This window comes from Amycolatopsis nivea (assembly GCF_004522235.1).
GTDB classification, from domain to species: domain Bacteria; phylum Actinomycetota; class Actinomycetes; order Mycobacteriales; family Pseudonocardiaceae; genus Amycolatopsis; species Amycolatopsis nivea.
In genome coordinates this window covers 187175-201906 of sequence record NZ_SDLT01000010.1, presented here as the reverse complement: position 1 = coordinate 201906, position 14732 = coordinate 187175, and the positions used below count along the sequence as shown (strand labels likewise).

Below are 14732 nucleotides of genomic sequence, written 5' to 3'. Positions count from 1 at the left end.
CACACCGGACAGACCCGCCGCGAACTCAATGAACACAACGGTGACGCCGGTCATATCCGCCCCGCATAGTGACCCGCGTTCCCCCCACCGAGCTGGAGGCAACGGTGCCGACACCGACCCCCGAAGCGAGCGCGCCCAAGCGCGACCGCACGCGCTACCTGTACCTCGCCGTGATCGCCGCCGTCGTGCTCGGCGTAGCGGTCGGGCTGCTCTGGCCGTCCGTCGGCAAGAGCCTCGCCCCGCTGGGCACCGGCTTCGTCAACCTGATCAAGATGATGATCTCGCCGATCATCTTCTGCACCATCGTGCTGGGCATCGGCTCGGTCGCGAAGGCGGCGAAGGTCGGCAAGGTCGGCGTCACCGCGCTGGTCTACTTCATCGTGATGTCGACGTTCGCGCTCGCGATCGGGCTCGTCGTCGGCAACCTGCTGCACCCGGGCAGCGGCCTGCACCTCAACCCGGCCGACGTGTCGAAGGTGCACCAGCAGGCGAAGGGCGGCGAGGGCACCACCGACTTCCTGCTCGGCATCATCCCGAAGACCTTCGTGTCCGCGTTCACCGAGGGCCAGGTGCTGCAGACGCTGCTCGTGGCGCTGCTCGCCGGGTTCGCGCTGCAGAAGCTCGGCAAGCGCGGCGAGCCGATCCTGCGCGGCATCGAGCACATCCAGCGGCTCGTGTTCCGCGTCCTCGCGATGATCATGTGGGCCGCCCCGGTGGGCGCGTTCGGCGCGATCGCCGCGGTGGTCGGCGCGACCGGCTGGGGCGCGCTGCGCAGCCTGCTGGTGATCATGCTCGGCTTCTACCTGACGTGCCTGGTGTTCGTGTTCGGCGTCCTCGGCGCGGTGCTGTGGCTCGGCGCGCGGGTCAACATCTTCAGCCTGCTGCGGTATCTCGGCCGCGAATTCCTGCTGATCCTGTCGACGTCCTCTTCGGAATCCGCGCTGCCGCGGCTGATCGCGAAGATGGAGCACCTCGGCGTCAGCAAGCCGGTCGTCGGCATCACGGTGCCCACCGGGTACTCGTTCAACCTCGACGGCACCGCGATCTACCTGACGATGGCGACGCTGTTCATCGCCACCGCGCAGGACCAGCCGCTCGCGCTCGGCGAGCAGATCACGTTGCTGCTGTTCATGATCATCGCGTCGAAGGGCGCGGCGGGCGTGAGCGGCGCCGGCATCGCGACCCTGGCCAGCGGCCTGCAGTCGCACCGCCCGGAACTCGTCGACGGCGTCGGCTTCATCCTCGGCATCGACCGGTTCATGTCCGAGGCGCGGGCGCTGACGAACTTCGCGGGCAACGCGGTCGCGACCGTCCTCATCGGATCGTGGATGAAGGAATTCGACCGCGACCGGTCGCGGCAGGTCTTCGCCGGACAGGCCCCGTTCGACGAAGCGACCCTGCTCGACGACAAACCGGCCGAGCCCGCTCAGCCCGTCCCGGCGAACGCCTGAGACCCAGTCCACGCCCGGGTCCCTTCCCCCTGGGCGCGGACTGTTACGGCGCCGCGACCGTGCACGTCCCCCGTGCGCACGGCCGCGGCGCCTTTCCAATTCAGCAAGCAGTGCGGCCGTCGTACCCCTGCCGCGAAACCGCGATCGCCTCGCGGTGCCGTTCCGCCCAGTCGACCAAACCGGCCAGTGAGTCGTACAGCTCGCGCGCCATCTCGGTCGCCTCGTATTCGACGCGCGGCGGGACCGTCGGGTAGACCGTGCGGGTCAGCAGGCCGTCGCGTTCCAGGTTCCGCAGGGTGAGCGTGAGCATGCGGCGGCTGATCCCCGGCACCGAGCGTTCGAGTTCGGTGAACCGCACCGGACCGCGCGTCGCCTCCAGCAGGATGCCGATCACCCATTTCCCGCTGATCCGGTTCACGACCTCCATCACCGTGCACACCGCGAATTTCGCCGGGTCGAAGTCCGTGGCCTCGTCGGTCACAGCGATGTTCCCCTGGGACATGAAAGTGCCTCCTTCCGCAGTGCTCCATGGTCACACATGATGGGCACTGTAACAAGAGATGCCCTGGCTACGACCAGCGGAAACTCTCCCCTGTGCCGGTTATGGAGGACCTTGTCATGCCCGAAACCGCTCGGCATCGCGGCGCGGCGCTCGCCGTGCTGTCCGCCGCCTCGCTGATGGTGGTGCTCGACAGCTCGATCGTCGCGGTGGCCCTGCCGGTGATCCAGACCGACCTGGGCTTCAGCGCGCCCGGGCTGGCCTGGGTGGTCAACGCCTACCTCGTCGCGTTCGGCGGCCTGCTCCTGCTGTCCGGCCGCCTCGGCGACCTGGTCGGCCGGCGGCGGGTGTTCCTCGCCGGCATCGTCGTCTTCACCGCCGCTTCGCTGGCGGCCGGTCTCTCGCCCAACGCCACCACGCTGGTGGTCGCGCGATTTGTCCAGGGGGTCGGCGGCGCGCTGGCATCCGCGGTTGTGCTGGGAATGATCGTGACGCTCTATCCCGAGCCGCGCGCCCGCGTCCGCGCGCTCGGCGTTTACAGCTTCACCCAAGCCGCGGGCGCGTCGATCGGCATGGTCGCGGGCGGCGCGCTCACGCAGGGCCTCGACTGGCACTGGACCTTCTACATCAACCTGCCCATCGGCATCGCCGCGCTTGTCCTGACTCCGCTGGTCGTCGCCTCCGACCAAGGTCTCGGCCTGCGCACCGGCATCGACGTCCTGGGCGCGCTGCTGGTCACCGCCGGGGTGATGCTGCTGGTGCTGGGCATCGTGCAGGCAGGCGACGCGGGATGGACGTTCCTGACCATCCTGACTCTCGCGGCGGCGGTCGCCCTGCTCCTGCTGTTCCTGCTTCGCCAGGCCCGGACGCGCACTCCGTTGCTGCCCTTGCGGTTGCTCCGGGTGCGCGCGATCAGCGGGGCCAACCTGACCATGGTCGTGATGGTCGCCGGATTCCTGGGATTCCAGTTCGTCACCGCGCTGTACCTGCAGCAGGTGCTCGGCTTCGACGCGCTCACCACGGGTTTCGCCTTCGTCCCGACGCCGGTCATGATCGCCGCGTTCTCGCTCGGCCTGGCCGACTGGCTGAACAGCCGCTTCTCCCCGCGCGCGGTCCTGGTCGCCGGTCTGCTGACGACCTCGGTCGCGTTCCTTTACCTGACCCAGGTCCAGACAGCTGGCGGTTACGCCTTGCACGTGCTGCCGTCGCTGATCCTGATGGGCGCCGGGGCGGGAATGGCGATCCCGGCGCTGATGGGCTTGGCGATGTCCGCCGCGACCCCCGACGACTCCGGCGTGACGTCGGGGTTGATCACCACGACCCAGCAGGTCGGTGGCGCGCTGGGAACCGCCGTGCTGGCCACCGCCGCCGCGACCCGCACAGCCGAGGTGCTGAGCGGAGGCGCTTCGGAGAAGGAGGCGCTGGCGTCGGGATTCCGGGTGGCTTTCGGCTTCAGCGCCGGGTTGACCGCTCTCGCCGCGATCCTCGCCGCGGTGCTCCTGGGCCGCCGAGCGGTCGCGGCTCCGGCCGCCGCTCCCGAACCGGTCGCCAGCTAGGCCGCTCGTTCTGGCCGGTTATCTCGACTCATCTCGACGCCGCGAGGTAACCGGCCAGCCCGTGGTGGCCGCGCCGCATCATCCACGCGTGGTTGGCGCGGAAGAACGGCCGGGCGATGACGTCGAGCCTGCGCAGCAACGGTTTCCGCACCTGAACGTGCTGCGTGATCTCCAGCCGGGAGCCCGCTCCGTCGGCGTGGATCACCCCGGCGAGCAGCCCGTCGAGGTCCCCGCTCAACCGGACGCGCACCCGCAGCCCCGCCGCGTCCTGCTGCTCCCGGTGCATCGCGACGACGATCCGGTACGGCAGCCGGGACCGGCAGACGACCTGGGCGGTGTCGTCGTCGACCTGGCGCACCGACTGGACGTCCGGCCACCACCGCGGATACGACTCGAGGTCGACGATCGCGTCGAACACCCGCCCGGGGAGAGTCGGCAGCCACCAGTCGCTCCGGAACGTGTACTCGGCGTCCCTCTTCTTTTCGAGGACCACAGCCCGCCCCTCTCTCCCGATCAGCGGAACGCGTGCTTGTCGATCTTGACCGCCGTTTCCTAGGCTGGCCATCCCTTGGGTACGCCGCCGCCTGAACCATCGAGGAGGCTTGCCGTGCCGACCGCCGCTCGAACCGCCCTGGCCGCACTGGCCGCGCTGCTGACCGCGACGCTAGTCGGCTGTAGCAGCCCTTCGCCGCCGCCAACCGCCCCCGCCTTCACCGCGACTCTCACCTCGCCCACGAACGTCGTGCTGCACTGGCCTGCCGACCCGGCCGCGGCGGGCTACCTCCTCGAATACGCCAACGCCGCCGACGGACCGTGGACCGCGCTGCAGTACCTCCCGCCCGGCCAGACCTCGTATACCCATCCGAACCTGATCCCAGAAACGCCGTTCTACTACCGAATCCGGTCCTTCGCCGGTCCGGTGTCGGCGACCGTCACGGCGGGCGCTGCTGCCCAACCCGGCACCGCCGCCCAGCAGTCCGCCCCGGCCGACCTCGCCGCGACCCCGGCCGCGGACCAGAACCTGCACTTCACCTGGACCGACCGCTCGACCGACGAGGCCGGTTTCCTGCTGGAGATCCGCCGCCCGGGCACACCTGACTTCATTCCGGTCGAGGTGACCGATCCCAACGCCACCCAATGCGCGCTGTCGCTCCTGCCCGGCGAACAAGGCTCGGCCTTCCGCCTCCGCGCACTGTCCTACGGCCCGCTCTCCCCCGTCGTCGAGCGCACGACTGGAAAGGACTGACCCGTCCGCCAGACGGCGAAGAGCCGCCTGGTCCTGGGACCGGACGGCTCTTCTCGGCTCGGATCAGAGCGGCTGGACGCGGATCAGGCCGGGTTCAGCACCTGCGCGAGGAACTCGCCGGTGTAGCTCCCCTCGGTGGCCGCGACCTGCTCGGGCGTGCCCTCGGCGATCACCGTGCCGCCGCCGGAGCCGCCCTCCGGGCCCATGTCCACGATCCAGTCGGACGTCTTGATCACGTCGAGGTTGTGCTCGATCACGATCACCGTGTTGCCCTTGTCCACAAGCCCGTTGATCACGCCGATCAGCTTGCTGATGTCCTCGAAGTGCAGGCCGGTGGTCGGCTCGTCGAGGATGTAGACGGTCTTGCCGGTGGAGCGCTTCTGCAGTTCGCTCGCCAGCTTGACGCGCTGCGCCTCGCCGCCGGACAGCGTCGGCGCCGGCTGGCCGAGGCGGACGTAGCCGAGACCGACGTCGACCAGAGTCTGCAGGTGCCGGTGGATCGCCTTGATCGGCTCGAAGAACTCGGCCGCCTCCTCGATCGGCATGTCCAGCACGTCGGACACCGTCTTGCCCTTGTAGTGCACCTCGAGCGTTTCCCGGTTGTACCGGGCGCCCTTGCACACCTCGCACGGGACGTAGACGTCCGGCAGGAAGTTCATCTCGATCTTGATCGTGCCGTCGCCCGCGCACGCCTCGCAGCGGCCGCCCTTGACGTTGAACGAGAACCGGCCCTGCTGGTACCCGCGGACCTTCGCCTCGGTGGTGGCCGCGAACAGCTTGCGCACGTGGTCCCACACGCCGGTGTAGGTGGCCGCGTTGGAACGCGGCGTGCGGCCGATCGGCGACTGGTCGACGCGCACCAGCTTGTCGACGTTGGCGAGCCCGTTGACCCGGGTGTGCCTGCCGGGGACCTGGCGCGCGCCGTTGAGCTTGTTCGCCAGCACCTGCGCGAGGATGTCGTTGACCAGCGTCGACTTGCCGGACCCGGACACGCCGGTGATCGACACGAGGCAGCCGAGCGGGAACGACACGTCGATGCCGCGCAGGTTGTGCTCGCGCGCGCCGACCACGGTGAGCTGCCGCTTCTTGTCGACCGGCCGCCGGATCGCCGGGATCTCGATCTGCCGCCTCCCGGACAGGTACGCGCCGGTGATCGATTCCTTGTTCTTCAGGATCTTCTTGTACGGGCCGCTGTGCACGATGTGCCCGCCGTGCTCGCCCGCGCCCGGGCCGATGTCGACCACCCAGTCGCTGGCCCGGATGGTGTCCTCGTCGTGCTCGACCACGATCAGGGTGTTCCCGAGGTTGCGCAGCCGGGTCAGCGTCTCGATGAGCCGGTGGTTGTCGCGCTGGTGCAGGCCGATCGACGGCTCGTCCAGCACGTACAGCACGCCCACCAGTCCGGAGCCGATCTGCGTCGCCAGCCGGATGCGCTGCGCCTCGCCGCCGGACAGCGTGCCGGACGCGCGGTCGAGCGACAGGTAGGTGAGGCCGACGTCGAGCAGGAAGCGCAGCCGCGCCTGGATTTCCTTGAGCACCGCGCCCGCGATCATCGCCTCGCGCGGGCCGAGCACCAGTTCGTCGAGGAATTCCGACGCCTCCGCGATGGACAACGCGCAGACCTCGGCGATCGACCGGTCGCCCTGCGTCGCGTGCTCCAGCGTGACCGCGAGGATCTCCGGCTTGAGCCGCGTGCCCTGACACGCCGGGCACGGCACCTCGCGCATGTAGCCCTCGTACCGCTCGCGCATGTACTCCGAGTCGGTCTGCTCGAGGCGCCGCTCCAGGAACGGGATGACGCCCTCGAAGGCCGCGTAGTACGAGCGCTGCCTGCCGTACCGGTTGCGGTAGCGGACGTGCACCTGCTCGTCGACGCCGTGCAGCACCGCCTTCTGCACCCGGGCGGGCAGCCGCCGCCACGGCGTGTCCATGCGGAACCCGACCGCTTCCGACAGCGATTCCAGCAGCCGCAGGAAGTAGTCGGCGCTCTGCCCGCCCGCCCACGGCGCGATGGCGCCTTCGGCGAGGGACAGTTCGTCGTCCGGCACCACCAGTTCCGGGTCGACCTCCTTGCGGATGCCGATGCCGGTGCACTCGGGGCACGCGCCGTAGGGCGAGTTGAACGAGAACGACCGCGGTTCGAGGTCCTCGATCGCCAGCGGGTGGCCGTTGGGGCAGGCCAGGTTCTCGGAGAAGCCGCGCACGCGGTGCGGGTCGTTCTCGTCGAGGTCGACGAATTCCAGCTCGACCAGGCCGTCGGCCAGCCGCAGCGCCGTTTCCACCGAGTCGGTGAGCCGCTGCCGCGCGCTGGTCTTGACCGCGAGCCGGTCGATCACCACGCCGATCTGGTGCTTTTCCTGCTTCTTCAGCTTCGGCGGGTCGGTGAGCGGGTGCACCGTGCCGTCGACCACCACGCGCGCGTAGCCCTGCTGCTGCAGGTTCTGGAACAGGTCGAGGTACTCGCCCTTGCGCCCGCGCACGACCGGCGCGAGCACCTGGAACCGGGTGCCCTCGGTCATCTCCAGCACCTGGTCGACGATCTGCTGCGGCGTCTGCTTGCTGATCGCCTCGCCGCACTTGGGGCAGTGCGCCTTGCCGGCGCGGGCGTAGAGCAGCCGCAGGTAGTCGTAGACCTCGGTGATGGTGCCGACGGTCGACCGCGGGTTGCGCGAGGTCGACTTCTGGTCGATCGACACCGCGGGCGAGAGGCCCTCGATGAAGTCGACGTCCGGCTTGTCCATCTGGCCGAGGAACTGCCGCGCGTACGCCGACAGCGACTCCACGTACCGCCGCTGCCCCTCGGCGAAGATCGTGTCGAAGGCCAGGCTCGACTTGCCCGACCCGGACAGGCCGGTGAACACGATCATGCTGTCGCGGGGCAGATCGAGATCCACGCCGCGGAGGTTGTGCTCGCGCGCTCCGCGAACAACGAGGCGATCAGCCACGCCTTCGTCCCTTCCATCGTTCTGCTCGGTGGCCCGCCGGGAGATCCGGTGCCGACGGACGTGCCCAGGGTAGGGACGACCACCGACAAAAACCGGACCGCACGTGTTCTGCCTGGGGTTTTCCGCTCTCCGGGGGCCGGGGGAAGCGGCCCGCGGCGGGGTCGCCGGACGCTGTCGGAGGCCCCGCGCGGCAGAGCGGATGCGCGGGCTGGCCCGGTTCCACGATACAGGTCGGCGAAGTGCGTCCGGCCCGGGTGCACAGGCCCCGGGAACCGGCGCGGGGCAGGGCCTTCGGGCAGGTTTCGCGAAAAGTGTCGCCCCCTGCCGATACGTTCGGGGCGTGGCGAGCGAAGAAGCCGGAGCAGTGCGGATCTACGCGGCGGGGAAAGGCGGCGACACCTCGGGACCGGGCGGCTGGTCCGCCCTGCTGGCCTACGGCGACCATCGGAAAACCCTCACCGGCGGGGCGGCGGACACGACCGCGGGCCGGATGGCGCTGACGGCTGCCGTGGAAGCACTCGAAAGCCTGAAAAGACCGGTCCGCGTACACCTGTACAGCGACAGCGAGTATCTCCGCACCGCGCTGGACGGTCATGATTCGGACGACCTCCTCCCCCGCCTCCGCACCTGCGCTGCCCAGCACAAGATCACCTGGCGGGCCGCCGAGGACCCGGCCGCCCGCACCCAGCTAGCCGAACTGTCCGACCTCGCGACGGCGGCCCGCCCCACCGGACGCCCGCCCGCACCGCCGGAGGACGACGAGTGCCGGCACGGCATGACAAAGGCCTACTGCGCCGACTGCCGCCAGCTCGACGCCGGGGTGCTGCCGACCGGCTACCACACGGCGGGCGGCCACGCCTACCACAACGACGCCGACTGCTACTGGCTGCGCAGGGGCCAGCAGCGGCAGGAGCGGATGGGCCGCGACACCCACGAGATCGTGCGGATCGCCTGGGCTTCGGTGATCCCTGGGGAACTCGCCCCGTGCGAGCACTGCTGCACGACGGAATGGCTGGAACGCAATCGGCGCCGGGGAGGGCTTAGCCGGTTTGCATGACGCCCGGACGCGGTCGAACCGGCCTTCGGCGAGGTCGTCCGCAACGCCTCAGCCCCAACAATCCCGCACCACGCCAGCCCCACAATCGCCGACACGACACCAACGCAGCTGAGGGCTCACCCGCCCTGCACAACGCACCGCACCCGGTCGCACCAGCCCGCCACGACACCGTGCGCAACGCCTCAGCCCCAGCGATCCCGCACCACGCCAGCCCCACGATCGCCGACACGACACCGACGCAGCGGAGGGCTCACCCGCTCTGCATGACACACCGCACCCGGTCGAACCGTCCCTCGGCGAGGTCGTCCTCGCGGATCAGCCAGTACAGAACGCCGACGTCGCCCCACGTGAGGCCCGCGTCGCCGTCGCTGTCGATCTGCGCGAGCAGGACCCACCGCAGCGCCTCGTCGGCGAGAGCGGACTCCGACGCGTCCTCCGGCAAGACCGCCGCGGCGACCTCGTCCTCCGGCGGCCCCTGGACCGGCCAGGAGCAGCCGCCGATCTGGTGGTACGGCGCGGCTGAGGACTCGCGGAGCAGGTCGAAGAACTCCTCGGACCAGTTGTCCGGGTCGGAGAGCGGCAGCCCGTCGCGGGCGAGCGTGCGGCGCAGCACCTCCTGCTGGGAGTTCGGGAAGGTGCCGACGATTTCCCCGGACACCTCGAGCCGCGGATAAACCTCGACCCCCTCCGGCGCGGCCCGTTCCGCGGTCTCGGCACCGGCCGGGACGACCACGACCCCGCCGAGAGAAGTCAGATCGACCGGCCCATCGGCCTCGAACCAGTCGTCGCAGTAGAAGAACAGCAACGAACCCGACGCGGGCAACTCGATCCCGCCAGGCACCCGAGGCAGCGCAGCGCAGTCCACGGAGGCGACGAAGTTCATCGGCAGCTCGCCCCGCCAGACGGGCCACTCCACGTCCGCGGGCAGCGCGGGGTTCCCGCCGAGAGACCCGACGCGCGCCCCGTTCCCACCGGCGCTCAGCCGCACCGCGGGCCGGAACACGGTTTCCCATGCCTCGGCCACGTCCGGCGGAAGGTTCTCGCGCGCCAGCTTGGCGAGCGGGTCGATCCAAGAGGTCATAGGGAGATCTTGACAGCAGGCACCGACAAAAACGGCCGCGTGGCCACCGCATGGGTGATCCGGCTACGGTGGGACCTCGTGAACATCGCCGACACGTACACCGGACACGTCGAACCGGGCGGCGACGCCGCCCGCCGGACGCTGGACGGGCTCACCATCACCAAGCTCTCCGTTGGCCCGATGGACAACAACGCGTACCTGCTCGTGTGCCGCGAGGAGAACGAAGCGCTGCTGATCGACGCGGCCAACGACCCGGAACGCATTTCGGACCTGATCGGCCACGGCCCCGACCGCCCCGCGCTGCGCACCGTCGTCACGACCCACCAGCACCCCGACCACTGGCAGGCACTGGGCGCGGTAGCCGGAGCGAACGGCGCGAACACCGCGGCGCACCCGCTGGACGCGGAACCGCTGCCGGTCCCCCCGGACTTCCTGGTCGAACACGGAGACACCCTGAAGGTCGGCACGGTGACGCTGGAGGTGATCCACCTGCGCGGCCACACGCCGGGTTCGATCGCGCTGCTGTACCGGGATCCGTCCGGCCACCCGCACTTGTTCACCGGGGATTCGCTCTTCCCGGGCGGGGTCGGGAAGACCGGCTCGCCGGAGGACTTCAAGTCGCTGCTGGACGACGTGGAAACGCGGATCTTCGACGAACTGCCGGACGACACGTGGTTCTACCCGGGGCACGGGGACGATTCGACGTTGGGTGAGCAGCGTCCGCATCTGGCGGAGTGGCGCGAACGCGGCTGGTGATCAGGGGTGTCTTACCCACGCCGGTCGGGCAACTACGGCGGAGGCATTGCGATCGCCCTGCTGAAAGCCGAGCTTCGACTGCTCCGGAAGCTTTTCCGGCTGCTGTTCCACCGTCGGCGCGACGCCGGGGAGTGGGAACGTCTGCTGGCTCGGCGACGTGCCCGTCCCCACGCCGACCTCGTTCAAGTCCGGAAGGTCTACCAGCTGGCGCGGACGGGCACGAAAGCGGTGATCCGCTTCGAGGAATCCGGCAGGGACAGCGATGCGTGGTTCCGCGGCTGTCGTGTCGCTGCCGGTGACTATCTGCTCATCACCGGCAGCGACAGTTTCGGGCGTCATCACCGGACGATCTGCCGGTACGTGAGTCCTGAACAGATTCACGCCAGCGCCCCGCGCCACTCACGCCGCGCCTACGAACGGCGGATTTCGCGGCAGCGAACCGATCCGGGGTCTTCCGCGTCCGCTTCGTGACCAGCCGTTCCCAGAGCCGGGCAGGAAGCCCCGTTTTCCTTGCAGCGCAGGGAAAACGGGGCGCCGGCCGGACAGATTCATTCCCCGGCCGCATCGTACGATGCCGAACGCGACTTGGACATGATCGGCAACCGGCCCTGCAATGGAGACATGAATCTGCCGCGGGTCATCGCCGTCGAGGAACATGTCGCCACCGAGCAGTTCCTCAGCGCCGCACACAGTCTCGACGTCCACCAAGGCGACCGGACCGAAGTCGACCTCATGCGCATGGTCGAAGCACAGGAACCGTTTCGGTCGGCGCTCACCGACCTGGACCGTCGAGTCGCCGCCATGGACGCTGCGGGGCAAGCGATGGCAGTGCTCAGCATCAACCCGCCCGGTGTGCAGCCCTACTCCGCTGCCGCCGCCGTTCCGCTGGCCCGGGCAGTGAACGACTCCCTCGCCGGCTTCGTACGGCGACGCCCCGAGCGGTTCGGTGCCCTCGGCACCGTGGCTCCGCAGGATCCGGCCGCCGCCGCGAACGAGATCGAACGCGCCATGGGGCCGCTCGGACTGCACGGGATCATGATCAACTCCCACACCGAAGGCCGGTACCTCGACGAGCCTCGGTTCGCCCCGCTGCTCGAAGCAGCCGAAGGGGCGAAGGCACCGGTCTACTTGCACCCGCGATTCCCGAGCATGCTCGCTCCGTACGACGCCTACGGAATGCAGGCCGCGGTCTGGGGCTACCAGGCCGAAGCCGGCCTGCACGCCATGCGGCTCATCCTGAGCGGCGTGTTCGACCGCCACCCGGGCCTCACGGTCGTGCTCGGCCACCTGGGCGAAGGCATCCCGTACTGGCTCAAACGCATCGACAACCGCCACGCTTTCGCCGCGCGCATCCCCGGAGCGGCGGGGACCATGCCGAAGCTCCGGCTCACACCGAGCGAGTATTTCCGCCGCAACTTCGTCATCACCACCAGCGGCATCGACGATCCGGCCGTCCTCGCGCTCGCCTTGGACGCGATCGGAGAGGACAACATCATGTTCGCCATTGACGCGCCTTACGAAGACACAGATGACGCCATGGCCTTCTTACGGTCCGCCCCATTGTCGGACGCGCAGCGAGCGAAAGTCGGCCACCTTAACGCGGAGCGTGTCTTCTCCCTTCGGTGACCGCAGCGCCGCCGAGCAAGTACTTACTGCCGCTCGTAAGGCAGCTTCTCCCCCGCCTCCACCGCGAACGGCAAATGATTCCCCTCCGGCGGCAACGGGCACGTGGCGAAATCCGTGAACGCGCACGGCAGATTCACCGCCCGGTTGAAGTCCAAAGTCACCGTCCCGTCCGCAGCAGCCTCGGCGACCGGCAGCGAACGGTTGGCGGCATAGGTAGTCACCCCGCTAGTCGCATCAGTGAAAAGAATGCTGTACCCACCGGTCTTCCCATTGAACGCAGTAAGCGTGTACTCAACCCCATCCCGCTCGAAGACAACCCGCCCAGGTGCCGTGTAGACATGCGACAGTCCCTCCACAACCGCACCCACAGTCGTCGGGCGCGGCTCGTCGAACGGCTCGAAACGGCCAGTCAGAACCCAAGCCGGATCGGGCTCGTACGCGGGGACCCCTTGGAAGGCTTGCAGCACAGGGGCTTTCGGGTCGTGCACGCGGATCAAGTACCCCGACCGGCGGGCGATCTCGATTTCCACCGAACCGGCCGTGACCCGGGTGCCCGCGCCGCTGTTCACTAGCTCGAAGCGGTGGACATCAGTCAGCAGAGTGCCTTCATGCCGCAACTCCCCGCCAGTCGGATCGACGTACGCGGCTTCCGCGTCTTGCCACCATCGGCCGGGCAGGCCGGGGTAGGTCCGGGGCGCATCCTCGAGCCAGTCGAGCGACACCAGGGCCAGCCAGCCGTACGGATCGGCCAGCGTCTTTTCCCGTTCCGCTTTCCAGTCCTGCCACGCCTGTGCGAACTCCACCGCCATGTCCGGATCCCTTCCGTGAGTGTCCAGGGGACAACACCGGACCCGGCATGGCATTCCGGCTCCCAGCACGTGGGAACGGTAGGGTCGCCGCGTGGCGGAGCAGACGGAACAGGCCGTGGAGATCTACACCGACGGCGCGTGCAGCGGCAATCCCGGACCGGGCGGCTGGGGTGCGCTGCTGCGCTACGGCAAGCACGAGCGCGAGCTGTACGGAGCCGAGGACACCGTCACCACCAACAACCGCATGGAGCTGATGGCTCCGATCCGCGCGCTGGAAAGCCTCACCCGCGCGTCCGTGGTGCGGATCTACACCGACAGCACGTACGTCCGCAACGGCATCCTCCAGTGGATGCCGCGCTGGAAGAAAAACGGTTGGCAGACGCAGGCGAAGCAGCCGGTCAAGAACGCCGACCTCTGGCAGCGCCTCGACACCGCCTGCCAGCAGCACGAGGTCGAGTGGCTGTGGGTCAAGGGCCACGCCGGGCTTCCGGAGAACGAGCGCGCGGACAAGCTCGCGGTCAAGGGATCGCAGGAAGCCGCCGCGGCCGGGGTGCGCCGGGCTCGCGGCTGAGCCGTGCGGATCGACTCGCGAGCTTGGCCGTACCGCTTCGACGAGTTCATGAACACGGCGGCTGCGCATGCGGGATCCCGTCGTCCGGCGGACATCGTCGACAGCGTTCTGACCCGTGAAGGTGCGCACCGGTCGACAGGGCTCACGTCGACGCGCGATCTGGTCGTCGCGGCCCGCCCGGTGCCGGATGAGCCATCGATCGCGATCGTGGTCGTCCGAGCAATGCCGTCCACCGACAAAAAAATTAGTCTTGACAGTAATAACCATCGGCAGGCAGGCTCGGCAGCACCAGAAAGCCGAGAGGACCAGCCATGCCGAAGTTCACGACCGTCGCCGAGTACGTCGCCGCGCAGCCTGAAGTGCTCCGCGAGGTCTACGCCGCTCTCCTGCCCGCGCTCGACAACGCGATGCCCGAACCGGCCGCGCTTTACCACGGCGCGCCCACCTGGAAAGCGGGCAAGAACCCGGTCTGCCTCGCGAAGGCGTACAGCTCATACGTCACGCTCGCTTTCTGGCGCGGCCAGCTGATCGAGGGCGGTGGCCTCGAACCGAGCGCCCGCGAGATGGCCCACGTGAAGCTGCGCAGCGCCGAGGACGTCGACGCCGAGCAGATCACCGCCTGGGTGCAGCAGGCTCTCGCGCTGGAGACAGAATCAGCGGCGTGACGAACCCCTGCCCCTGCGGGCTGCCCGAGCCCTACGCCGACTGCTGCGGCCGGTTCCACCGCGGCGACCAGAACGCCCCGACAGCCGAGTTGCTGATGCGGTCCCGCTACTGCGCGTTCGCCGTCGGGGAGCCCGAGTACCTGCTCGACACCTGGCATCCGGACACCCGCCCGAAGCGGCTGCGGCTCGACCCCGCGCAGGAGTGGACCCGGCTGGAGATCCTCGGCCGGACCGGCGGATCGCTGCTGCAGAACGAGGGCACCGTCGAGTTCCGCGCGCACTACCGCTACCAGGGCCGCGACGACTCGCAGCACGAGAACAGCCGGTTCGTCCGCGAGGGCGGGCGCTGGTACTACGTCGACGCGCTCTAGGCGGAACCGCTGGCGAAAATCGGGCGAAAAGACCCCGTCGAGGTCTGTTCCCGGCTCCTCCGGACGGCTACTATCACCGGCAATCGTTAAGGAACTTTA

At 69.2% G+C, this 14732-nt stretch carries 15 protein-coding genes; 9 read left to right on the top strand and 6 right to left on the bottom strand.

Translation table 11 applies throughout. The annotated features are described in order from the left end of the window. Positions 1 to 104 precede the first annotated feature (104 nt). Positions 105 to 1451 carry a cation:dicarboxylate symporter family transporter gene (locus EIZ44_RS14915; protein ID WP_037818148.1) on the top strand — a complete coding sequence of 449 codons (1347 nt, stop codon included), beginning with the start codon at positions 105 to 107 and terminating at the stop codon, positions 1449 to 1451. Between the two features lie 100 nt (positions 1452 to 1551). On the opposite strand, the gene EIZ44_RS14910 is transcribed toward EIZ44_RS14915, so the two are convergent. After that, positions 1552 to 1953, bottom strand: a complete 402-nt coding sequence (locus EIZ44_RS14910; protein WP_134729157.1) for a winged helix-turn-helix transcriptional regulator — start codon at positions 1951 to 1953, stop codon at positions 1552 to 1554. 116 nt (positions 1954 to 2069) lie between these two features. Between EIZ44_RS14910 and EIZ44_RS14905 the strand changes: the two genes are divergently transcribed. Beyond that, a complete protein-coding gene (locus EIZ44_RS14905) occupies positions 2070 to 3506 on the top strand; it encodes an MFS transporter (RefSeq protein ID WP_134729155.1) in 1437 nt (478 codons plus the stop codon). 28 nt (positions 3507 to 3534) lie between these two features. Here the strand turns inward: EIZ44_RS14905 and EIZ44_RS14900 are convergent, their stop codons facing one another. Then, positions 3535 to 3999, bottom strand: a complete 465-nt coding sequence (locus EIZ44_RS14900; RefSeq protein WP_134729153.1) for an SRPBCC family protein — start codon at positions 3997 to 3999, stop codon at positions 3535 to 3537. A gap of 114 nt (positions 4000 to 4113) precedes the next feature. Here EIZ44_RS14900 and EIZ44_RS14895 point away from each other — a divergent pair, with 114 nt between their 5' ends. Beyond that, a complete protein-coding gene (locus EIZ44_RS14895) occupies positions 4114 to 4752 on the top strand; it encodes a fibronectin type III domain-containing protein (RefSeq protein ID WP_134729151.1) in 639 nt (212 codons plus the stop codon). 83 nt (positions 4753 to 4835) lie between these two features. Here the strand turns inward: EIZ44_RS14895 and uvrA are convergent, their stop codons facing one another. After that, positions 4836 to 7697: an excinuclease ABC subunit UvrA gene (gene uvrA, locus EIZ44_RS14890; protein WP_037818144.1), complete on the bottom strand. Its 2862-nt coding sequence runs from the start codon at positions 7695 to 7697 to the stop codon at positions 4836 to 4838. 340 nt (positions 7698 to 8037) lie between these two features. Here uvrA and EIZ44_RS14885 point away from each other — a divergent pair, with 340 nt between their 5' ends. Then, on the top strand, positions 8038 to 8754 hold the full coding sequence (locus EIZ44_RS14885; protein WP_240691306.1) for an RNase H family protein: 717 nt from the start codon (positions 8038 to 8040) through the stop codon (positions 8752 to 8754). Between the two features lie 250 nt (positions 8755 to 9004). Here EIZ44_RS14885 and EIZ44_RS14880 read toward each other — a convergent pair whose 3' ends face one another. Further along, complete coding sequence (locus EIZ44_RS14880) at positions 9005 to 9835, bottom strand: YwqG family protein (RefSeq protein WP_134729147.1); 831 nt, start codon at positions 9833 to 9835, stop codon at positions 9005 to 9007. Positions 9836 to 9913: 78 nt separating this feature from the next. On the opposite strand from EIZ44_RS14880, the gene EIZ44_RS14875 reads away from it, so the two are divergent. After that, positions 9914 to 10591 (top strand): MBL fold metallo-hydrolase, encoded by a 678-nt coding sequence (locus EIZ44_RS14875; protein WP_134729201.1) that lies wholly within the window; start codon positions 9914 to 9916, stop codon positions 10589 to 10591. On the opposite strand, the gene EIZ44_RS14870 is transcribed toward EIZ44_RS14875, so the two are convergent. Continuing rightward, the gene (locus EIZ44_RS14870) at positions 10592 to 10930 is read right to left on the bottom strand and encodes a hypothetical protein (RefSeq protein WP_134729145.1); all 339 of its coding nucleotides are present in this window, start codon (positions 10928 to 10930) and stop codon (positions 10592 to 10594) included. A gap of 171 nt (positions 10931 to 11101) precedes the next feature. On the opposite strand from EIZ44_RS14870, the gene EIZ44_RS14865 reads away from it, so the two are divergent. Further along, positions 11102 to 12217 carry an amidohydrolase family protein gene (locus tag EIZ44_RS14865; protein WP_240691305.1) on the top strand — a complete coding sequence of 372 codons (1116 nt, stop codon included), beginning with the start codon at positions 11102 to 11104 and terminating at the stop codon, positions 12215 to 12217. A 23-nt stretch (positions 12218 to 12240) separates the two neighbouring features. On the opposite strand, the gene EIZ44_RS14860 is transcribed toward EIZ44_RS14865, so the two are convergent. Beyond that, positions 12241 to 13026 (bottom strand): DUF1684 domain-containing protein, encoded by a 786-nt coding sequence (locus EIZ44_RS14860; RefSeq protein WP_134729143.1) that lies wholly within the window; start codon positions 13024 to 13026, stop codon positions 12241 to 12243. 91 nt (positions 13027 to 13117) lie between these two features. On the opposite strand from EIZ44_RS14860, the gene rnhA reads away from it, so the two are divergent. From rnhA to EIZ44_RS14845, 3 genes are all read left to right on the top strand, one after another. Further along, entirely contained in the window at positions 13118 to 13597 is a 480-nt protein-coding gene (rnhA, locus tag EIZ44_RS14855) for a ribonuclease HI (protein WP_037818141.1), read from the top strand. Positions 13598 to 13908: 311 nt separating this feature from the next. After that, the gene (locus tag EIZ44_RS14850) at positions 13909 to 14262 is read left to right on the top strand and encodes a DUF1801 domain-containing protein (RefSeq protein WP_037818140.1); all 354 of its coding nucleotides are present in this window, start codon (positions 13909 to 13911) and stop codon (positions 14260 to 14262) included. Continuing rightward, positions 14259 to 14633 (top strand): YchJ family protein, encoded by a 375-nt coding sequence (locus tag EIZ44_RS14845; RefSeq protein ID WP_037818138.1) that lies wholly within the window; start codon positions 14259 to 14261, stop codon positions 14631 to 14633. Before EIZ44_RS14850 ends, EIZ44_RS14845 begins: the two co-directional genes overlap by 4 nt. Positions 14634 to 14732: the final 99 nt, after the last annotated feature.